At 64.3% G+C, this 19077-nt stretch carries 21 protein-coding genes; 16 read left to right on the top strand and 5 right to left on the bottom strand.

Features of this window, described 5'->3' with window-relative positions:
- Window positions 1-56: 56 nt before the first annotated feature.
- Window positions 57-848 carry a molybdenum-dependent transcriptional regulator gene (gene modE / locus IT763_RS05810; protein ID WP_206195246.1) on the bottom strand — a complete coding sequence of 264 codons (792 nt, stop codon included), beginning with the start codon at window positions 846-848 and terminating at the stop codon, window positions 57-59.
- A 188-nt stretch (window positions 849-1036) separates the two neighbouring features.
- Between modE and IT763_RS05815 the strand changes: the two genes are divergently transcribed.
- The 9 genes from IT763_RS05815 (at window position 1037) to modC (ending at window position 9747) form a co-directional block, all read left to right on the top strand.
- Entirely contained in the window at window positions 1037-3196 is a 2160-nt protein-coding gene (locus IT763_RS05815) for a TonB-dependent siderophore receptor (RefSeq protein ID WP_049299444.1), read from the top strand.
- A 4-nt stretch (window positions 3197-3200) separates the two neighbouring features.
- On the top strand, window positions 3201-4196 hold the full coding sequence (locus IT763_RS05820) for an ABC transporter substrate-binding protein (RefSeq protein ID WP_016928704.1): 996 nt from the start codon (window positions 3201-3203) through the stop codon (window positions 4194-4196).
- A gap of 1 nt (window position 4197) precedes the next feature.
- Window positions 4198-4953, top strand: a complete 756-nt coding sequence (locus IT763_RS05825) for a trans-aconitate 2-methyltransferase (protein WP_206195247.1) — start codon at window positions 4198-4200, stop codon at window positions 4951-4953.
- Between the two features lies 1 nt (window position 4954).
- The gene (locus IT763_RS05830) at window positions 4955-5980 is read left to right on the top strand and encodes an iron ABC transporter permease (RefSeq protein ID WP_176063559.1); all 1026 of its coding nucleotides are present in this window, start codon (window positions 4955-4957) and stop codon (window positions 5978-5980) included.
- A complete protein-coding gene (locus tag IT763_RS05835; RefSeq protein ID WP_176063557.1) occupies window positions 5977-6765 on the top strand; it encodes an ABC transporter ATP-binding protein in 789 nt (262 codons plus the stop codon). Before IT763_RS05830 ends, IT763_RS05835 begins: the two co-directional genes overlap by 4 nt.
- Before the next feature lie 146 nt (window positions 6766-6911).
- The gene (locus IT763_RS05840) at window positions 6912-7061 is read left to right on the top strand and encodes an AcrZ family multidrug efflux pump-associated protein (RefSeq protein ID WP_004939813.1); all 150 of its coding nucleotides are present in this window, start codon (window positions 6912-6914) and stop codon (window positions 7059-7061) included.
- Window positions 7062-7219: 158 nt separating this feature from the next.
- Window positions 7220-7993, top strand: a complete 774-nt coding sequence (modA, locus tag IT763_RS05845; protein WP_097102587.1) for a molybdate ABC transporter substrate-binding protein — start codon at window positions 7220-7222, stop codon at window positions 7991-7993.
- Window positions 7990-8679, top strand: coding sequence for a molybdate ABC transporter permease subunit (gene modB / locus IT763_RS05850; protein ID WP_016928698.1), 690 nt, complete (start codon window positions 7990-7992; stop codon window positions 8677-8679). Before modA ends, modB begins: the two co-directional genes overlap by 4 nt.
- A complete protein-coding gene (modC, locus tag IT763_RS05855; RefSeq protein ID WP_016928697.1) occupies window positions 8680-9747 on the top strand; it encodes a molybdenum ABC transporter ATP-binding protein ModC in 1068 nt (355 codons plus the stop codon).
- A gap of 31 nt (window positions 9748-9778) precedes the next feature.
- Here the strand turns inward: modC and IT763_RS05860 are convergent, their stop codons facing one another.
- Window positions 9779-10597 (bottom strand): pyridoxal phosphatase, encoded by an 819-nt coding sequence (locus tag IT763_RS05860; protein ID WP_049299447.1) that lies wholly within the window; start codon window positions 10595-10597, stop codon window positions 9779-9781.
- A 178-nt stretch (window positions 10598-10775) separates the two neighbouring features.
- Between IT763_RS05860 and pgl the strand changes: the two genes are divergently transcribed.
- Window positions 10776-11771 (top strand): 6-phosphogluconolactonase, encoded by a 996-nt coding sequence (pgl, locus tag IT763_RS05865; RefSeq protein WP_033641051.1) that lies wholly within the window; start codon window positions 10776-10778, stop codon window positions 11769-11771.
- Between the two features lie 67 nt (window positions 11772-11838).
- Here the strand turns inward: pgl and IT763_RS05870 are convergent, their stop codons facing one another.
- Window positions 11839-12321, bottom strand: a complete 483-nt coding sequence (locus IT763_RS05870; RefSeq protein ID WP_016928694.1) for a kinase inhibitor — start codon at window positions 12319-12321, stop codon at window positions 11839-11841.
- 32 nt (window positions 12322-12353) lie between these two features.
- A complete protein-coding gene (dmeF, locus tag IT763_RS05875; protein WP_164053447.1) occupies window positions 12354-13322 on the bottom strand; it encodes a CDF family Co(II)/Ni(II) efflux transporter DmeF in 969 nt (322 codons plus the stop codon).
- Window positions 13323-13400: 78 nt separating this feature from the next.
- On the opposite strand from dmeF, the gene IT763_RS05880 reads away from it, so the two are divergent.
- The gene (locus IT763_RS05880; protein WP_004939805.1) at window positions 13401-13676 is read left to right on the top strand and encodes a metal/formaldehyde-sensitive transcriptional repressor; all 276 of its coding nucleotides are present in this window, start codon (window positions 13401-13403) and stop codon (window positions 13674-13676) included.
- A 2-nt stretch (window positions 13677-13678) separates the two neighbouring features.
- The gene (locus tag IT763_RS05885; protein WP_025301916.1) at window positions 13679-14080 is read left to right on the top strand and encodes a YkvA family protein; all 402 of its coding nucleotides are present in this window, start codon (window positions 13679-13681) and stop codon (window positions 14078-14080) included.
- 4 nt (window positions 14081-14084) lie between these two features.
- Here IT763_RS05885 and bioA read toward each other — a convergent pair whose 3' ends face one another.
- Window positions 14085-15359, bottom strand: coding sequence for an adenosylmethionine--8-amino-7-oxononanoate transaminase (gene bioA, locus IT763_RS05890; RefSeq protein ID WP_206195248.1), 1275 nt, complete (start codon window positions 15357-15359; stop codon window positions 14085-14087).
- A gap of 88 nt (window positions 15360-15447) precedes the next feature.
- Here bioA and bioB point away from each other — a divergent pair, with 88 nt between their 5' ends.
- The 4 genes from bioB to bioD are packed head-to-tail and all read left to right on the top strand — an operon-like array spanning window position 15448 to window position 19054.
- Window positions 15448-16485 carry a biotin synthase BioB gene (gene bioB, locus IT763_RS05895; protein WP_028127661.1) on the top strand — a complete coding sequence of 346 codons (1038 nt, stop codon included), beginning with the start codon at window positions 15448-15450 and terminating at the stop codon, window positions 16483-16485.
- Window positions 16485-17636: an 8-amino-7-oxononanoate synthase gene (gene bioF / locus IT763_RS05900; protein WP_176063555.1), complete on the top strand. Its 1152-nt coding sequence runs from the start codon at window positions 16485-16487 to the stop codon at window positions 17634-17636. The genes bioB and bioF overlap by 1 nt, the downstream gene beginning before the upstream one ends.
- On the top strand, window positions 17620-18387 hold the full coding sequence (gene bioC / locus IT763_RS05905) for a malonyl-ACP O-methyltransferase BioC (RefSeq protein ID WP_206195249.1): 768 nt from the start codon (window positions 17620-17622) through the stop codon (window positions 18385-18387). Before bioF ends, bioC begins: the two co-directional genes overlap by 17 nt.
- On the top strand, window positions 18380-19054 hold the full coding sequence (bioD, locus tag IT763_RS05910) for a dethiobiotin synthase (RefSeq protein WP_206195250.1): 675 nt from the start codon (window positions 18380-18382) through the stop codon (window positions 19052-19054). Before bioC ends, bioD begins: the two co-directional genes overlap by 8 nt.
- The last annotated feature ends 23 nt before the right edge of the window (window positions 19055-19077 follow it).

Genomic DNA, 19077 nt, shown 5'->3' on the forward strand with positions numbered 1-19077 from the left:
AAATAGGCGTATTGCAGGGGGATGTCAATCAACAAAAATGCAACGTTACGTTGCGCTTAACACAACGTGGCGACAATCACGTGGTCGGCGTTGAACAGGGCGTGTACGGCGGCGCCGACGCTCAGCTGCAGGCGCTGCAACTCCGCCGTCGTCAGCGTGGCGCACATGGTTTCGCCCCCCGCCAGCGTCACCAGCACCTCGCTGTGTTCGGCGCCCGGCTGAATGCCGGCCACCACGCCCGCCAGCGCGTTATCCGCGTCGGCATGTTCCGCCGTCTCGACGCTTAACCGCACCCAGGGCGCCTTGATCAGCGCCAGCACCTCTTTGCCCGGCGTCAGTTGCAGCCGGTCGGCGCTTTGCTGGGTGATGGCCGCCGTCAGGCGAGTGCTGCCGTCGTTCAACAAGATCGCCAGATGCTGCTGCACCTGCTGATGATCGCGCTCGATGACGGTGCCGAAAAATTGATTGCGCGCGCTGGTTTGCAGCGAGAAGCGCGAGATGGCCGCCAGCAGACTGTCGAGCGGCAGATCGTCCTGCTGCAACACATCGAAGGCCTTTTGCTGCACCTGGCCCAGCAGGTCATACAGCTGGATCAGCCGTTGGCCGTAGTGCGTCAGCTGCGCGCCGCCGCCGCCTTTTCCGCCGGTGGCGCGGTCCACCACCGTGTGTTCCGCCAGTTGGTTCATCTCATTGATGGCGTCCCAGGCGCTTTTGTAGCTGATGCCCGCCAGTTTGGCGCCCTGGCTGATGGAGCCGGTGTGCTGTACCTGTTTCAGCAGCGCGATGCGGCGCGGATCGGCGAACAGCTTTTGCTGGAGTTTGAGAGTCAGAAGAATTTCGGCCTGCATAGCGCATCCTGTCGGCGGCAAAAATCTTATTGTCGCCGATTTGGCGACAAAGCGCCAAACGCAGTGCGCTGGAGAGCGGGGTAATAAAGACTGGCATTGCTTTATTGTTATAATATAACATAACAGAAAAACAATAAGGCTTTACGCCGGCTGCGGCCGGTTTTTATTTCACCACAGGGATGCACCACATGAGTACGACACGCCGGCGTCTTGGCACGCCCAGAAAATCTTTATGCCTTGCCGCCTGGGTCGGCGGCGCACTGACGGCGCCGCTGGCTTTCGCCGCCGACTGCGATAAAGCCCGCAATGCCACGGGATGTGAAGAACATCTCACCGTGGAGGCGGCGGCCTCCGCCGGGCGTTACGATGCGTTGAACGCCCTGAGCCGCAGCGCGTCACAGCTCGGGCTGAGCGCTCGGGAGACGCCGCGCAGCGTCGATATCATCCGCGCGCGGGCGATCCAACAGCGGGGCGATCGCTCGCTGGCCGCCGCCGTCGAACGCGCCACCGGTCTGTCCGGCGTCGCTTCGCCAACGTTGTCCAACAACTTTTCCGCGCGCGGTTTTCGGCCGATCGCCTGGCTGTATAACGGCGTAGAGATGCCCGGCAGCACGCTGCAGCTGGGCGATCCGGCGCATTACGACAGCATCGAGGTGCTGCGCGGGCCGGGGTCGGCATTGAACGGACTGAGCGCCGCAGGCGGCAGCGTCAACCTGATCTCGCGGCGGCCGACCTTCAGCCGCCAGCCGGTTGAACTCGACTATGGCTTCGGCAGCTACCGCAGCCAGCGTCTGCATCTGGGGGCCGGCGGCGCGCTGGTGGACGATGCGGTGGCGTACCGGTTAGACGTCAGTGGCAACGACAGCGGCAGCAACGTGCAGTATGAACGCGATCGGCAGAAGCGGGTTTCCGGCTCGCTGCTGTTTAAATTGACGGACGATGCGTTGCTGACGCTGAGCCTGGACCGCATGCTCAACCGCACCAACAACCCTTACTACGGCACGCCGCTGCTGAATGGGCGCATTGCCGGCGAGCTGCGCGACATCAATTACAACAACCTGACCGACAGCCGCATCCAGAGCAACGCCACCGCGTTTCAGACCAGTCTGGACTGGTTTATGACGCCCGAAGTGGAGTGGCATAACCAATTCTATTACTACAGCGGCTTTCGCGAATGGCGCAACGTCGAACGTTTCCGCGTCGCGGCGGCGGCTCGGCCCGGCGACGTCAACCGCGACTCTTTCGGCGCTCTGGCGCACGACGACGATCTGATCGGCAACCGCAGTTCGCTGGTGTTCGATCGCGTTATCGCCGGTTTCGATAACCGGTTGCTGGTCGGCTTCGATCTGAGCAAGCGGCATTTTCAGTACTACTCCAACGGTTTCCCCGGCTCCGAGGACGTGCCGCTCGGCGCGCCGCCCAGAGAACCGTTCGCTCAGGGCACCGCCAGTCAACGCGCGCCGGTGCGCCACGTTACTCAGAATCAGTACGCCGCTTTTCTTGAAGATCGCTTCAGCCTGACCGAGCGTTTAGCGTTGCTGGGCCAACTGCGCTACAACCATATGGACATGGACTGGCGCTTCCAGGGGCCGCAGGAAGACAGCCGCGCGCGCACCTATGTTTTCAGCACCTGGAGCCTGGGCCCCAGCTATGCGCTGACCGATAACCTCACGCTTTACGCCAACTACACCACCGGCCAGGAGCCGGGCAACGATCTGTTCTTCCTCAGCCCGACGCAGACCGATCTGCCGCTGACGCGAGCGCGCCAGTGGGAGGCCGGCGCCAAAGGGCAATTTTGGGATCACAAGGGCGAGGCGACGCTGGCGCTGTATGAACTGCGCAAGGACAACCTGTTTGTGCCCGATGCGCAGCGGCCGGATGCGTTGAACGCGGTAGGCAGGCAGACGTCGCGCGGCATCGAGCTTGGCGTGGTGCTGCGTCCCGACGATCGTTGGGAGCTGGCCGGCAACGCCGCCTATACGCACGCCCGCTACGACGACTATCGCGGCGGCAGCCCGCTGCGCAGCTACAACGGCAATCGCCCGGCCTATATCCCGGACTGGACCGCCAACCTCAGCGTGCATTATCAGGCGACGGAACGTTTGGGGCTGGCTTCTTCGCTGCGCTATGTCGGCAGCAGTTACAACGACGACGCCAACCAGCGCAAGATGCGTGCGTACACCACGCTTGATCTGGCGGCGGATTATCAGCTGACGCCGATCGTCGATGTCGGTTTCCGCATTCGCAACGCCACCAACCAGCTGTACGCCTATCAGCGCACCTACCCGGATCAGGCGCTGATCGCGCCGCCGCGCAGCTATGAAACCTTCGTGTCGGTCAGGTTCTGACGTCGTGAAACGTTCGCTTTACCTGTTGTTGTGCGCCCTGGGATTGGGCTGGGGCGTGCCGCTGCACGCCTATGCCGTCAGCCTGCACAATTGCGGGGCAATGCGCGATTACCCGCAGCCGCCGCAGCGGGTGCTGGTCTACGCCAATCCGGCGCTGGAAAACCTGCTGGCGCTGGGGCTGGCTGGCCGTGCGATCGGCGTGGTCGGGTATGACCGCACGCGCGATCCCGCGCCGACGGCGTCGGCCGATACGCTGCGGGCGCCCGCCGGCCCGGCGCCGCCCACGGCGGAAGCGTTGCTGCTGATGCGGCCGGATTTTGTCTATTCGGCCAGCTATTACTGGCTGCACAGCCCGGAAACGCCCGATCGGGCGCGGTTGGCGGAATGGGGCATCGACACTTATCTCTCTCCCGGCGCCTGCAGCGGCCAGCAAAGCGCGATCGCCGCCGCGCTGACGTTCGAAGACATTTTCACCGAGCTGCGGGAGCTGGCGCGCATTTTTAACGCTGGCCGCGCCGGTGAAGTGCTGATCGCGCGGCTGCGCGAGCAGCTGAAGGCGCTCGAACCGCAGCGCGCGCCATTGCCGCATCGGCGTCTGCTGTGGTGGTATGCCGGCACGCAGACGCCCTACGTGGCGGGTTGCTGCGGCGCGCCAGGTTTGCTGAGCCGCAGCGTCGGCAGCGAGAACCTGTTCGGCGATCTGCCCGAGCTGTGGCCGACGGTATCCTGGGAGATTATCGCCGCCCGCGATCCGGATGCGATCGTGCTTGGCGATCTGCCGCGCGGTGGCTTCGGGGACAGCGCGGCCGACAAGATCGCCTTTCTGGAGCATCACCCGCTGACCGCTACGCTGCGCGCCGTACGTCAGCGGCGCTACGTGATCCTCCCCGGTTACGACATGGACCCTTCCGCCCGCACCGTGGCGGCGCTGGGCCGTTTGATTCGGGGCCTGGCGGCCTTGCCGCCGCAGACTCCGACGCTTTCCAACAAGGAACCTTGATATGACTGCCGTTTCATTCTCTTCGCTGCTGGACTCCTGGGATCGCCAGCAGGCGGCTTACATCGCCGAACGCGAAGCGCGTTTTAACGCCCAGCTGGACGTGCTGGCGCTGGCCGTCGGCCAGGATTTTCACGTGCTGGATCTGGCCGGTGGCCCGGGATCGCTGAGCCTGCGTATTTTGCAGCGCTTTCCGCAGGCCAGGGTGACCGCCATCGATCTCGATCCGCTGCTGCTGGCGGTGGCGCGCGGCGCGCTGGCGGCGTACGGCGATCGGATCCGCATTCTGCAGGCCGATCTGGCGGATCCTGCCTGTTTTTCCGTGCTGTCCGGCCCCACGCCGCAGGCGGCGGTGTCCAGCACGGCGCTGCACTGGCTGATGCCGGAGCAGCAGCTGGCGTTGTACCGTAACGTCGCCGGGCTGCTGGCCGCCGGCGGCGTATTCCTCAATGCCGATCATCAGCGCTATGACCACCGTCAGCCACGGCTGAAAGCGTTGGCCGAACGGCACGACGAGCAGACCCAACAACACGCCTGGGACAGCGGCGTTGAGGATTGGGATCGTTGGTTCGCCGGCGCTCTGCAATCGCCGGCCTTGGCCGCTTATCAGGCCGAGCGCGAAGCGCTGTTCGCCGGCCGGCCGGTACCGCCGCCGACGCCGGTGGATTTCCAACTCGCGGCCCTCAGACAAGCCGGTTTCAGCGAGGCGGGGACGGTATGGCAACTGTTGGACGACTATGTGATCGCAGGCTGGAAATAGCATGAGCCGGCGGTTACTGCCCGGCCGTGAGGCCGGCGGGTTGTTGCTGCTGGCGGCGGCGCTGCCGCTGGCCCTGCTGGGCGCCACCTTGTCGGGGCCCGCGCCGATCGCGTGGCACGACGCCTGGCGCATCGTGCTCGGCGTCAGCGACGGTGCGCAGACCGATACCGAGGTGTATCAGCGCATCATCTGGTCGCTGCGGATGCCGCGCGCGCTGCTGGCGGCGCTGGCCGGTGCCGGGCTGGCGCTGGCGGGCACCGTGCTGCAGTCGCTGACCCGCAACCCGCTGGCCGATCCCTGGGTGCTGGGGATCTCCTCCGGCGCCGGCGTGGGGGCGGTGACGGTGTTGGTGTTGGGGCTGGGGGGCGGCCTGTTGTCGGTGTCCGGCGGGGCGTTTATCGGCGCGCTGGCGGCGTTTGCATTGGTGATGCTGCTGGCCGGACGTTCGCTGGAGGGGGAGTCCACGCTGTTTATTCTGGCCGGGGTGGCGGTGACGCAACTGCTCTCCGCGCTGACTTCGCTGATCACCCTTTGGCAGGCGGACGCCAACGCCACGCGCGGCGTGATGTTCTGGCTGCTGGGATCGTTCAGCGACGCGCGCTGGCCGCAGGTCGGGCTGTGCGGGCTGGCGCTGGCGGCGACGCTGCTGCTTTGCTGGCTGCGGGCGGGCGAACTGGACGCGCTGGCGTTTGGCGGCGTGACCGCCGCTTCGCTGGGGGTGGCGGTGGCCCCGCTGAAGCTGCTGCTGTATGTGGTGACCACCGCGCTGACGGCGGCGATCGTCGCGTTCAGCGGCGCGGTGGGGTTTATCGGGCTGACGGTGCCGCATGTCGCCCGGCGGCTGGTGGGCTCGCGGCATCGGCTGCTGTTGCCGGCCAGCGCGTTGTGCGGCGCCCTGTTCGCCGTGGCGGCGGACACGCTGGCCAGAACGCTGTTTGCGCCGCGCGAGCTGCCGGTCGGCGTGCTGACGGCGCTGCTGGGGGTGCCGATATTCCTGCTGTTGCTGTATCGAAAGGTCAATGCATGACGATTGAAAAAGCGCGATCCGGCCTGTGCGCCGAAGCGGTGAGCTGGCGAGCGGGGGCGCGCACGGTGCTGGAAAATCTCAGTTTCTGCGCCTTGCCCGGTGAGATCACCGGCGTGCTCGGCGTCAACGGCAGCGGTAAATCGACGCTGCTTAAGCTGCTGGCCGGGCTGCAGCCCGCCGCCGGCGGCCGCGTTTGGCTGGAAGGGCGCGAAATCGCCGCATTTTCCGGACGGGAACGCGCCAGACGCATCGCTTTTCTCGAGCAATCCGCCCCCGGCGCCTTCGCGCTGCCGGTGAAGGAGGCGGTATTGTTGGGGCGTCTGGCCCATGTCGGCCGCTGGCGTGGTTTTGGTTCCGAGGATCGCCGCCTCGCCGGGCAGGCGATGGAGCAAGTGGGCATCAGCCACCTGGCCGATCGCGATTGGCAGCGGCTGTCCGGCGGTGAACGGCAGCGGGTGCATCTGGCGCGCGCGCTGGCGCAGCAAACGCCGTGGCTGCTGCTGGACGAACCCGCCAATCATCTGGATATCGCCCATCAGCAGCAGTTTATGGCCTTACTGCGGCGGCTGAAACTCAGCGTGGTGGTGACGCTGCACGATCTGAATCTGGCGGCCTGTTATTGCGATCGGATCGCGCTGCTGCATCGGGGCGGGATCGGTGCGGCAGGCGCGCCGCGGCAGGCGCTGACGCCGGAGAACATTCACGCGGTATATGGTGTGGAGGCCAAGCTGGCGGCGCCCGCCGGCTATGCGCCGCCGTTGATCTATTACCCCGCGCCGGGATGAGGGAGGCTGAAAGGGCACGTTTGGCCGATCACAATTTCGCCTCGCTGGCTAAAATAACTCCGGTTTTAGCGATTTTTTTGGGTTAGAATAACCCGATATGCGGTGAAAGGCATTTGCCGCTCAATGGGCAGTTAAGCGAGGCTATCATGTTGGAATTATTGAAAAGTCTGTTGTTCGCCGTGGTGATGGTGCCGGTGGTCATGGCGCTCATTCTCGGCCTGATCTACGGTTTTGGCGAAGTGTTCAACGTCTTCTCCAAAGTGGGCCGTTCGAAAGAAAACCGCACCCAGCACTGACCGTTCCCCATCCCGATACCCGCCGGCATCCCCCGGCGGGCATTCCTCAAGTTATCTCACGCTTTGCCGATAAACCGCATGACAAGCTTTCGCGCAACGTTATATTATTTTTTATATAACGAAGAGTGATAATGCACGTTAACTTGCGGAGAAAAACAATGAAACAGCAATGGACCAAATGGGTTGGCGGGATCGTTCTGGCATCGGGCCTGGTGGCTCAGGCTTCGGCGGCGGAAAAGATCACCGTGTTCGCCGCCGCGTCGCTGACCAACGCGCTGCAGGACATCGCCACCCAATATCAAAAAGGCAAGGACGTGCAGGTGGTTTCCTCCTTTGCGTCGTCCTCGACGCTGGCGCGCCAAATTGAGCAGGGCGCTCCGGCCGATCTGTTTATCTCCGCCGATCAGCAGTGGATGGATTACGCCATCGACAAGCAGCAGATGGTGAAAGACACCCGTTACACGCTGCTGGGCAACGAACTGGTGCTGATCGCCGCCAAGAGCGATAAACACGACAAGATTGCCATCGACAAGCAGACCGACTGGGCCAAGCTGCTCAGCGGCGGCCGCCTGGCGGTGGGCGATCCGGATCACGTGCCGGCCGGCATCTACGCCAAAGAGGCGCTGGAGCATCTGGGCGCCTGGAGCCTGCTGGAGCCGAAGCTGGCGCGCGCCAACAACGTGCGCAGCGCGATGGCGTTGGTGGAACGCGGTGAAGCGCCGCTCGGCATCGTCTACGGCTCCGATGCGGTCGCCAGCGACAAGGTGAAAGTGGTGGGCGTGTTCCCGGAAGACAGCCACAAACCGGTTGAATATCCGATGGCGATAGTGAAAGATCGTCAAACTCCGACGGTCAGCGCTTTCTATACCTATCTGAAGAGTCCGGAAGCGGCCGCTATTTTCGAACATTATGGATTCACCCCGCGTAAATGATTCTGAGCGAGTATGAGTGGCAGGCGGTTGAGCTGAGCCTGAAAGTCTCCGGTTTGGCGGTAGTCTGCAGCCTGCCGTTCGGCATTCTGATGGCCTGGGTGCTGGTGCGTTGCCGTTTTCCCGGCAAGGCGCTGCTGGATGGCGTCATTCACCTGCCGCTGGTGCTGCCGCCGGTGGTGGTCGGCTATTTGCTGCTGATCGCCATGGGGCGGCGCGGCGTCATCGGCGAGCGGCTGTACGACTGGTTTGGCTTCAGCTTCAGCTTTAGCTGGCGCGGCGCCGCGCTGGCGTCGGCGGTGGTGGCGTTTCCGCTGATGGTGCGCGCTATCCGGCTGGCGCTGGAGGCGGTGGACACTCGGCTGGAGCTGGCGGCGCGCACGCTGGGCGCCAACCCGTGGCGGGTGTTTTTCACCATCACGCTGCCGCTGTCGCTGCCCGGCGTCATTGTCGGCGTGGTGCTGGCCTTCGCCCGCTCGCTGGGGGAGTTCGGCGCCACCATCACCTTCGTCTCCAACATTCCCGGTGAAACCCGCACCATTCCGCTGGCGATGTATACGCTGATTGAAACGCCGGGGGCGGAGGCCGCCGCCGCGCGTCTGTGCGCGATCGCCATCGTGCTGTCGCTGGCTTCGCTGATGGTGTCCGAATGGCTGGCCCGCTGGGGCCGCAAACGGATGGGGGCGTAAATGCTGGAGCTGGACTTCTCGCAGCAGCTGGGCGACCTTAATCTCAACGTCCGCGCCGATTTGCCGGCGCAGGGCATCACCGCGATTTTCGGCCTGTCCGGCGCGGGAAAAACCTCCCTGATCAACGCCATCGGCGGCCTGACCCGTTTACAGCAGGGGCGCATCGCGCTCAATGGCCGCACGCTGGTGGATACCGCCGCGGGCCTTTGCCTGCCGCCGGAAAAGCGCCGCATCGGCTACGTGTTTCAGGATGCGCGGCTGTTCCCGCATTATCGGGTGCGCGGCAACCTGCAGTACGGTATGGCGGCCGGCATGCGCGCGCAGTTCAATACCATTGTCGAGCTGCTGGGCATCGGGCCGCTGCTTAATCGGCTGCCGCTGACGCTCTCCGGCGGTGAAAAACAGCGGGTGGCGATCGGCCGTGCGCTGCTGACCGCGCCGGAACTGCTGCTGATGGACGAACCGCTGGCCTCGCTCGATCTGCCGCGCAAACGCGAGCTGCTGCCGTATCTGGAGCGGTTGGCGCAGGACGTGAACATCCCTATCCTCTACGTCAGCCATAGCCTGGACGAGATCCTGCGCCTGGCCGAGCAGGTGATGGTGCTGGATCGCGGCGAGGTGCGCGCGTTCGGCGGGCTGGAAGCCGTCTGGGCCAGCAGCGCGCTGCGGCCGTGGCTGCAGCGTGAAGATCAGAGCAGCGTGCTGCGCGTCAGCGTGATTGAGCATCATCAACGCTATGCTATGACCGCGCTGGCGCTCGGCGATCAGCGGCTGTGGGTCAGCGGCATCGACGCCGAATTGGGCACCCAACTGCGCATTCGCATCAACGCCGCCGACGTCTCGCTGGTGCTGCAACCGCCGGTCAACAGCAGCATTCGCAACGTCTTGCCGGCCAAGGTCAGCGAGTGTCTGGACGTGGACGGGCAGGTGGAAGTGAAGCTGGCGGTCGGGGAACACGTGCTGTGGGCGCGGATCACGCCGTGGGCGCGCGATGAACTGGCGATCCGCCCCGGGCAGTGGCTGTACGCGCAGGTGAAGAGCGTGTCGATCAGCCGCGAGAGCCGCTAAGGCAGGCCCTCCCGGCGGGAGGGCGAAAAAACTAGAGTATGCGGGTGCGGATCACCTCGGCGATGCCCGGCTGCAGGTTATCGGCGATCACCAGATCGGCGCGTTCCTTGATCGCGTCATCGGCGTTGCCCATCGCCACGCCCAACCCGACCGCTTCCAGCATGCTGATGTCATTGTAGTTGTCGCCGAACGCCACCACCTGATCCATGCTCAGCCCCTGCGACTCCACCCATTGGCGCAGGCGTTTGCCTTTGCTGTTGCCGCCTTTGGCGATATCCACCTGATCGTGCCAGGACCATTCGCACGCCAGCCCCAGCTCTTTTTCCACCGTGTCGGCAAACTCGCGCAGCGCCGGAATATCGGCGTGCGAGGTGGCGAATTTCCAGATCGCCTGCGCGTCGTCGGCCGCCTGCGTCAGGCTGCCGACCTGCAGCAGCGTCGGGCGCTGCGACGCCGGCAGGGTTTCGGCCCAGGCCAGCGAGCGAATTACATGGCCGCTCGGCTCCTGATACAGCATGGCATCGTCAACGTACATCAGCCCGTGAATGTCGGTCTGTTTGAGCATCTGCAGCACCTGCTTGGCTTGCTCCTTCGCCAAGGGATCGGCGGCCAGCACCTTTTTCTGCTGAAAATCATACAGGTAGGTGCCGTTGCAGCAGATGGCCGGGGTATCTATCTGCAGCGCCTGGTAAAACGGATGGATGGCGACGTGATGGCGGCCGGTGACCACCACCACCTGGACGCCGGCGGCGCGCGCCTGCGCCAGCGCTTCCAGCGACTGCGGTAAGATGCGTTTTTGATTGTCCAGCAGGGTGCCGTCAAGATCGAGGGCGATGACGCGGTAGCTCATAGGGTTCTCGTTATCGTTAGCCATAAAATTAATCCGATGGTACACCGGATAGCCTATGGAGAAAACCGCGTGAGCTTCCGGTGCTAAGCAGGGTTGCCATGCGACGGATGTGCGGTAAGCTAGGAGCAATCGAACGGCCTGAAACCGGTTCCTCTTTTACCCTTTGCAAGGAGAACACATGAAGCAAATCGTTTATGTCGCCAGCCCGGAGAGCCAGCAGATCCACGTCTGGCAGTTGGACGACGCCGGCGCGCTGGCGCTGCTGCAAACCGTTGACGTGCCGGGCCAGGTGCAGCCGATGACCCTTCATCCGGACAAGACCCACCTGTACGTCGGCGTGCGTCCGGCGTTCGGCATCGTTAGCTACCGTATCGAGGCGGACGGCACGCTGCAGCAGGCCGGCATGGCGCCGCTGCCGGGCAGCCCGACCCATATCTCCACCGATTTGCAGGGGCGTTACCTGTTCTCCGCCTCCTACAGCGGCAACTGCGCCAGCATCAGCCCGATCGGCCACGACGGCGTGGTGACGGCGCCGATCCAACAGATCGACGGCCTGAGCGCGCCGCACTCGGCGAACATCGATCCGACCAACCAGCTGGTGCTGGTGCCGTGTCTGAAAGAAGACCGCATCCGTCTGTTCAACCTGAGCCTGGCGGGCCAGCTGACGCCGCACGCGCAGGAGGCGGTGGATATCGCCGCCGGCGCCGGCCCGCGCCATATGGCGTTCCACCATAACGACAAGTTCGCCTACTGCGTCAATGAGTTGAACGGCACGGTGGACGTGCTGGCGATTTCGGAAAACGGCGGCAAATACACCGTGACGCAAACGCTGGATATCATGCCGGACGACTTCGACGGCACCCGCTGGGCGGCGGACATTCATATCACGCCGAACGGCCGTTTCCTCTACACCAGCGATCGCACCGCCAGCATTCTGACCCTCTTCAGCGTCTCTGAAGACGGCGGCACGTTGAGCGTGGTCGGCTATTATCCGACCGAAACGCAGCCGCGCGGTTTCAATATCGATCACAGCGGCCGCTTCGTGATTTCGTCCGGCCAGAAGTCCGATCACATCGCGGTGCATGAAATTGACCAGGCCAGCGGTAAGTTGACTACGCTGGCGCGTTATCCGGTGGGCAAAGGCCCGATGTGGGTCAGCGTGCTGGCGAAGTAATTCGTCGGTCAGAGGAGTATGGAAAAAGCGCGGTTCGGTTGAGCCGCGCTTTTTTATGGGCGGGGGATCAGTTGAACATCACCGTCAGCGTGGCGCTGCCGAGGCTGTGGAAATGCACGTTAAAGCCCACCAGTGCGCCGCTGGACCCTTCATCCACCTCAATGCTTTCCACGTCCAGCGCGTGCACGGTGAACTGATAGCGGTGGCTTTCGCCATTCGGCGGCGCGGCGCCGCCGTAACCGGCCGAACCGAAGTCGGTACGGGTTTGCAGCGCGGCGCTCGGCAGCGGCGCTTTGCCGGAGCCTGCGCCCTGCGGCAGCTCACGCACGTCGGCCGGAATATTGGCCACCACCCAGTGCCACCAGCCGGAGCCGGTTGGGGCGTCGGGATCGTACAGGGTGACGACGAAGCTCTTGGTGCCCTCGGGCACGCCGTCCCAGGCCAGGTGCGGCGACAGGTTGTCGCCGTGGTAGCCCATGCCGTTGAAGACCTGCGTCTGCGGCATTGTGCCGCCGTCCTGCAGATCGTTGCTGTACAAACGAAAAGCCATAATGACTCCCAGTTATCGATAAACGCGGACCCCTAAGCTAGATCTTTTCGGTGGAACAATACAACCCCTTGCGCCAACGGCGGACGGTTGATCTCGACGGTGACATGCACCAGTTCGGGATGCGCGGCCAACAGTTGGCGCACCCGATCGGCGGTGAGGGCGCGATCGGCGCTGCTCAGGGCGATGACGCAATGATATTTTCCTTTACCGATGCGGCCTACGTGCAAATCGGTCAGCGTGAGTGGGTGGCCGGAAGTGGCCAGGGTCTGACGAATCTCTTGCGCCACGGGGGCGTCCATTTCGGCATCCAGCAAAATCTTCCCGCTATCGCGCATCAGGCTATAGGCCCAGGCGGCCACCATCATCGCGCCGACGATGCCCATCAACGGATCGAGCCAAGCGGCGCCCCAAAGCTTGCCGCCAGACAGCGCGACGAGGGCCAACACCGAGGTGGCGGCGTCGGCGATGACGTGGATATAGGCGGAGCGCAGGTTGAGGTCATGATGAGGGTCATCGTGGTTATCCCCGTGGTGGTGATGGTGGCCGCCGCCGCGCAACAGCCAGGCGCAAAGCAGATTGACGGCCAGCCCGATCGTACCGATGGCGATGGCTTCGTTGTAATGAATCGGGCTGGGATTCAGCAGCCGCTGCGCTGACTGGAACAGCATCAGCGCCGCCACCAGCACCAACAACACCGCGCTGGTGTAACCGGCCAGCACTTCTATTTTCCAGGTGCCGAGGCTGAAACGGCGATCCTTGGCCAACCGGCGTGCGGCGCCGTAAGCCAGTAGCGACAAGCCCAGAGCCAGCGCATGCGAGCTCATGTGCCAGCCGTCGGCCAGCAATGCCATCGAGTTAAACAGCCAACCGCCGGCGATCTCGATGACCATCATACTGGCGGTGAGTATCACCGCCCATCTGGTGTTTCTTTCGGCCAATGGGTTACCATCGTCAAAAACGTGGCTGTGCTCGCGGTGCAAAGCGGGCGCGTGAGACGTCATGGTGAAGTTCCTCAGCAAAAGGCAGTGTGCTGGAATATACTATACCCCAGTATAGTAAATAACAATCGAGCGGAAATAATGAGCCATACCCTCAGAGATCAAAAGAAGCTGTTGGCGCGGGTGCGCCGCATTAAAGGGCAGGCCGAAGCGCTGGAGCGCGCGCTGGAGAGCGGTGGCGAATGTTCTGCTGTTCTGCAGCAGATCGCGGCGGTGCGCGGCGCGGTCAACGGTTTAATGGCGCAGGTGCTGGAAGGGCATGTGCGCGAACATCTGGCTGCCGCGGACGCTACGCCGCAGCAGCGTGAGCAGGACATCGAGCAATTGATGACCGTTTTACGTTCTTATATGAAGTAATCATGATTTCACTGAAAAAACGCACGCCGTGGTTCGGCTGGTTGCGCCGTTGGGCCAAAGGCATCAAACGCGATATCTACGCGCTGTGGCTGGCCGCCCGTGATAAGCGCACCCCGTGGTACGCCAAGCTGATCGCGCTGCTGGTGGCCGGCTATGCGATCTCGCCAATCGATTTGATCCCGGATTTCATTCCGGTGCTGGGCTATCTGGACGATGTGATCATCGTGCCGTTGGGCATCATGCTGGCGGTGCGCCTGATCCCCAAACCGCTGATGGCCGAGCTGCGCGAGAAGGCGCAAAAGCGCGTCGATAACCCCACCGGCCGCATGGCGGCGGCGATGATCATTTTACTCTGGCTGCTGTGTCTGGGATTGCTGGCCCGCTATCTGGACCAGCATTGGTAAGGCATTAACGCGCGGCGGCGGCCACGGCGGCGGTCAGGCGGCTGAGCTGTTCCGCTTCGATGATGTAAGGCGGCATCAGGTAAATCAGTTTGCCGAATGGCCGGATCCATACCCCGCGCTCGACGAACCCGCGCTGCAGCTCGGCGACATCCACCGGTTCGCGCATCTCCACCACCCCAATCGCCCCCAGCACCCGCACGTCCGCCACCTTCGGCAGCGCCGCCAACGGCAGCAGTTCCCGCTTCAACTGGGCTTCGATGGCGCTCACCTGCGCCTGCCAGCGATTTTCCGCCAGCAGCGCCAGGCTGGCGTCCGCCACCGCACAGGCCAGCGGGTTGCCCATAAAGGTCGGCCCGTGCATAAAGCAGCCGGCCGCGCCGTTGCTGATGGTCTCCGCTACGTGGCGGGTGGTCAGGGTAGCGGACAGCGTCATGTAGCCGCCGGTCAGCGCCTTGCCCATGCAGAGAATGTCCGGCACCACCTGCGCGTGTTCGCAGGCGAACAGCTTGCCGGTGCGGCCGAAGCCGGTGGCGATCTCGTCGGCGATCAGCAGCACCTGATGGCGATCGCACAGCTCGCGCACCCGCTTGAGGTAGGTTGGGTGGTAGATGCGCATGCCGCCGGCGCCTTGCACCACCGGTTCCAGGATCACCGCCGCCACTTCACCGGCGTGCTGCTCCAGCAGCGCGGCGAACGGCGCAATGTCCTCTTCGCGCCATTCCTCATCGAAGCGGCACTGCGGCGCGGTGGCGAACAGGTGCGGCGCCAGATAGCCCTGATAGAGGCTGTGCATCGAGTTGTCCGGATCGCAGACCGACATCGCGCCGAAGGTATCGCCGTGATAGCCGTGGCGCAGCGTCAGAATGCGCTGCCGGCGCTCGCCGCGCGCCTGCCAATACTGCAGCGCCATCTTCAGCGACACTTCCACCGCCACCGAACCGGAATCCGCCAGGAACACGCACTGCAGTGCTTCCGGCGTCATCGCCACCAGCCGACGGCACAGCGAGATGGCGGCCGGATGGGTGATGCCGCCGAACATCACGTGCGACATCTTCTCCAGTTGCTGACTGGCGGCCTGATTCAGACTCGGATGGTTGTACCCGTGGATCGCCGCCCACCAGGAGGACATGCCGTCCACCAGACGCCGGCCATCCGCCAGCTGCAGCTCGACGCCGCTGGCCGACTCGATCGGGTAACAGGGCAACGGGCGGCTCATGGAGGTGTAGGGGTGCCAGATATGGCGTTGGTCAAACGCCAGGTCGGAAGCGGTGACAGACATACTTGTAAACCGAATTGAATTAAGATTGGTTGACAGTATATCCACAATATTTAAACTGGCGACACTTTTTCGTTTTGGAGACGCCATGATGGCCGATCGCATTCACTGGACAGTAGGGCAAGCCCAGGCCCTGTTTGATAAACCGCTGCTTGAACTGCTGTTCGAAGCGCAAACCGTACACCGCCGGCACTTCGACCCGCGTCAGGTGCAGGTCAGCACGCTGCTGTCGATCAAAACCGGCGCTTGCCCGGAAGACTGTAAATACTGCCCGCAGAGCTCACGCTACAAGACCGGCCTGGAGTCGGAGCGACTGATGCAGGTCGAGCAGGTGCTGGAATCGGCGCGCAAAGCCAAAGCGAACGGCTCGACCCGTTTTTGCATGGGCGCGGCCTGGAAGAACCCGCACGAGCGCGATATGCCTTATTTGCAGCAGATGGTGCAGGGCGTGAAAGCGATGGGCATGGAAACCTGCATGACGCTGGGCACGCTGGACGGCACTCAGGCCGAGCGGCTGGCGGAAGCCGGATTGGATTACTACAACCATAACCTCGACACCTCGCCAGAGTTCTACGGCAACATCATCACCACCCGCAGCTACCAGGAGCGTCTGGATACGCTCGACAAGGTGCGCGACGCCGGCATCAAAGTGTGCTCCGGCGGCATCGTCGGGCTGGGTGAAACGGTGCGCGACCGCGCTGGGCTGCTGGTGCAGCTGGCCAACCTGCCGAAACCGCCGGAGAGCGTGCCGATCAACATGCTGGTGAAGGTGAAAGGCACGCCGCTGGCGGATAATGACGACGTCGATCCGTTTGACTTCATCCGCACCATCGCGGTAGCGCGCATCATGATGCCATCCTCTTATGTCCGCCTTTCCGCCGGCCGTGAACAGATGAACGAACAGACGCAGGCGATGTGCTTCATGGCCGGCGCCAACTCCATCTTCTACGGTTGCAAGCTGCTGACCACGCCGAATCCGGAAGAAGATAAGGATCTGCAGCTGTTCCGCAAGCTGGGATTGAACCCGCAGCAGACCGCCACCGAACACGGCGACAACCAGCAACAGCAGGTGCTGGCCAAGCAACTGCTGAACGCCGATACCGCCGAGTTTTACAACGCGGCGCCGTGATGAGCTGGCCACAACGCATCGAGCAGGCGCTGGCGGAACGGCGCCTCAACGCCGCCTACCGTCGCCGACAGGCCACCGAGGGCGGCAACGGCCGCCAGATCCGGCTCGGCGATCGTCTCTATCTGAACTTCTCGGGCAACGACTACCTGGGGCTGAGCCAGGATGCGCGGGTGATCGCCGCCTGGCAGCAGGGCGCGCAGCGTTACGGCGTCGGCAGCGGCGGTTCGGGCCACGTCACCGGCTTTAGCGTGGCGCATCAGGCGCTGGAAGAGCAACTGGCGGCGTGGCTCGGCTATCCGCGCGCGCTGCTGTTCATCTCCGGTTACGCCGCCAACCAGGCGGTGCTGGCGGCGTTGATGCAGAAGGGCGATCGCATTTTGGCCGATCGCCTCAGCCACGCTTCGCTGCTGGAGGCGGCGGCGCAGTCGCCGGCCGAGCTGCGCCGGTTCCAGCACAATCAGCCGCAGGCTTTGGCGGATTTGCTGGCCAAACCCTGCGACGGGCAGCGGCTGGCGGTGACCGAAGGGGTGTTCAGCATGGACGGCGACGGCGCGCCATTGGCGGAACTGTACCGCTTAACCCGCGCGGCGGGCGCCTGGCTGATGGTGGACGATGCCCACGGCGTCGGCGTGCGCGGTGAGCAAGGCCGCGGCAGCTGCTGGCAGCAGGGCGTGCGCCCTGAACTGCTGGTGGCGACCTTCGGCAAGGCGTTCGGCGTCAGCGGCGCGGCGGTGCTGTGCGATGAGGCGACCGCCGAATATCTGCTGCAGTTCGCCCGCCATCTGATTTACAGCACCGCGATGCCGCCGGCGCAGGCCTGCGCGCTGCAGGCGGCGCTGGCCTGCATTCAAGAGGGCGATGAACTGCGCGCCCGGCTGCAGGACAATATTCGCCGTTTCCGCCAGGGCGCGGCGCCGTTGGCGCTGACCCTGACGGACTCCGACACCGCCATCCAGCCGCTGCTGGTGGGTGACAATCAACGCGCGCTCGATCTGGCGACCCGCCTGCGCGAGCGGGGGCTGTGGGTGAGCGCCATCCGTCCGCCGACGGTGCCGCCGGGCGGCGCGCGACTGCGCATTACCCTGACGGCGACGCACCAGCCGCAGGACATCGATCGCCTGCTGGAGGTATTGCATGACGTCAGCCAATGACAGGGTGAACAAACAGGCGGTCGCCTCGGCCTTCAGCCGCGCGGCCGGCAGCTACGACGCCGCCGCCGCGCTGCAGCGTGACGTTGGCGAGCGCTTACTGGGGATGGGGAGTTCCCACCCGGGCGAACGGCTGCTGGACGCCGGCTGCGGCACCGGCTATTTCAGCCGTATGTGGCGTGAGCGCGGCAAGCAGGTGACCGCGCTCGATCTGGCGCCGGGGATGTTGGCGTTCGCCCGTCAGCAACAGGCGGCGCACCATTATCTGCTGGGCGATATCGAACAGGTGCCACTGCCCGACGCGGCGATGGACATCTGTTTCAGCAGCCTGGTAGTGCAGTGGTGCAGCGATCTGCCCGCCGCGCTGGCGGAGCTGTATCGCGTGACCCGTCCCGGCGGCGTGATCCTGTTTTCCACGCTGGCGGCGGGCTCGCTGCAGGAATTGGGGGACGTCTGGCAACAGGTGGACGGCGAACGTCACGTGAACGCCTTTTTGCCGTTGACGCAGATCCGCGCCGCCTGCGCTGCCTATCGACACGAGCTGGTGACGGAATTACGCACCCTGAACTACCCGGACGTGATGACGCTGATGCGTTCGCTCAAGGGTATCGGGGCGACGCATTTGCATCAGGGGCGCGAGGGCGGCCTGATGTCGCGCGGCCGTCTCGCCGCGTTGCAGGCGGCTTACCCGTGCCGGCAGGGGCAGTTCCCGCTCAGCTATCATCTGGCTTATGGAGTGATTTATCGTGATTAAACGTTGGTTCGTGACCGGCACCGACACCGAAGTGGGGAAAACCGTCGCCAGCAGCGCCTTGCTGCAGGCCGCCAACCGGGCGGGCTACCGCAGCGCCGGCTATAAGCCGGTGGCCTCCGGCAGCGAGATGACCGCCGAGGGGCTGCGCAACGGCGACGCGCTGGCGCTGCAGGCCAACAGCGGCGTGGCGCTGGATTACGACGAAGTGAACCCTTACGTTTTTGCCGAACCGACCTCGCCGCATATCGTCAGCGCCGATGAAGGCCGGCCGATCGACGCGGCGCGGCTGTCCGACGGCCTGCGCCGGCTGGAGCAGCGCGCCGACTGGGTGCTGGTCGAGGGCGCCGGCGGGTGGTTTACTCCGCTGTCGGCGGAGTACACCTTCGCCGACTGGGTACGGCAGGAGCAACTGCCGGTGATCCTGGTGGTGGGCATCAAACTGGGGTGCATCAACCACGCGGTGCTGACGGCGCAGGCGGTGCAACAGACGGGGCTGACGCTGGCCGGTTGGATCGCCAACGACGTGACGCCGCCGGGGCGGCGGCATCAGGAATACCTGGCCACGCTGCGCCGCATGCTGCCGGCGCCGCTGCTGGGCGAAATCCCGCACCTGCCGCAGGCCGAACGGGCGCGGTTGGGGCAGTATCTGGATATCAGCCTGCTATAAACAAACGCCCCATGAGGGGGATT

Source organism: Serratia sp. CMO1 (assembly GCF_015689115.1).
GTDB lineage: Bacteria > Pseudomonadota > Gammaproteobacteria > Enterobacterales > Enterobacteriaceae > Serratia > Serratia marcescens.

What these genes read in the sequence shown, in the direction of transcription:
- IT763_RS05835 (WP_176063557.1), top strand. Translation starts at nt 5,977, where the DNA reads ATGACGATTGAAAAAGCGCGATCCGGCCTGTGCGCCGAAGCGGTGAGC.
- pgl (WP_033641051.1), top strand. Translation starts at nt 10,776, where the DNA reads ATGAAGCAAATCGTTTATGTCGCCAGCCCGGAGAGCCAGCAGATCCAC.
- IT763_RS05880 (WP_004939805.1), top strand. Translation starts at nt 13,401, where the DNA reads ATGAGCCATACCCTCAGAGATCAAAAGAAGCTGTTGGCGCGGGTGCGC.
- IT763_RS05840 (WP_004939813.1), top strand. Translation starts at nt 6,912, where the DNA reads ATGTTGGAATTATTGAAAAGTCTGTTGTTCGCCGTGGTGATGGTGCCG.
- bioF (WP_176063555.1), top strand. Translation starts at nt 16,485, where the DNA reads ATGAGCTGGCCACAACGCATCGAGCAGGCGCTGGCGGAACGGCGCCTC.
- modA (WP_097102587.1), top strand. Translation starts at nt 7,220, where the DNA reads ATGAAACAGCAATGGACCAAATGGGTTGGCGGGATCGTTCTGGCATCG.
- modB (WP_016928698.1), top strand. Translation starts at nt 7,990, where the DNA reads ATGATTCTGAGCGAGTATGAGTGGCAGGCGGTTGAGCTGAGCCTGAAA.
- bioA (WP_206195248.1), bottom strand. Translation starts at nt 15,359, where the DNA reads ATGTCTGTCACCGCTTCCGACCTGGCGTTTGACCAACGCCATATCTGG.
- IT763_RS05885 (WP_025301916.1), top strand. Translation starts at nt 13,679, where the DNA reads ATGATTTCACTGAAAAAACGCACGCCGTGGTTCGGCTGGTTGCGCCGT.
- IT763_RS05870 (WP_016928694.1), bottom strand. Translation starts at nt 12,321, where the DNA reads ATGGCTTTTCGTTTGTACAGCAACGATCTGCAGGACGGCGGCACAATG.
- modE (WP_206195246.1), bottom strand. Translation starts at nt 848, where the DNA reads ATGCAGGCCGAAATTCTTCTGACTCTCAAACTCCAGCAAAAGCTGTTC.
- IT763_RS05830 (WP_176063559.1), top strand. Translation starts at nt 4,955, where the DNA reads ATGAGCCGGCGGTTACTGCCCGGCCGTGAGGCCGGCGGGTTGTTGCTG.
- bioB (WP_028127661.1), top strand. Translation starts at nt 15,448, where the DNA reads ATGGCCGATCGCATTCACTGGACAGTAGGGCAAGCCCAGGCCCTGTTT.
- bioC (WP_206195249.1), top strand. Translation starts at nt 17,620, where the DNA reads ATGACGTCAGCCAATGACAGGGTGAACAAACAGGCGGTCGCCTCGGCC.
- dmeF (WP_164053447.1), bottom strand. Translation starts at nt 13,322, where the DNA reads ATGACGTCTCACGCGCCCGCTTTGCACCGCGAGCACAGCCACGTTTTT.
- IT763_RS05815 (WP_049299444.1), top strand. Translation starts at nt 1,037, where the DNA reads ATGAGTACGACACGCCGGCGTCTTGGCACGCCCAGAAAATCTTTATGC.
- IT763_RS05860 (WP_049299447.1), bottom strand. Translation starts at nt 10,597, where the DNA reads ATGAGCTACCGCGTCATCGCCCTCGATCTTGACGGCACCCTGCTGGAC.
- modC (WP_016928697.1), top strand. Translation starts at nt 8,680, where the DNA reads ATGCTGGAGCTGGACTTCTCGCAGCAGCTGGGCGACCTTAATCTCAAC.
- IT763_RS05825 (WP_206195247.1), top strand. Translation starts at nt 4,198, where the DNA reads ATGACTGCCGTTTCATTCTCTTCGCTGCTGGACTCCTGGGATCGCCAG.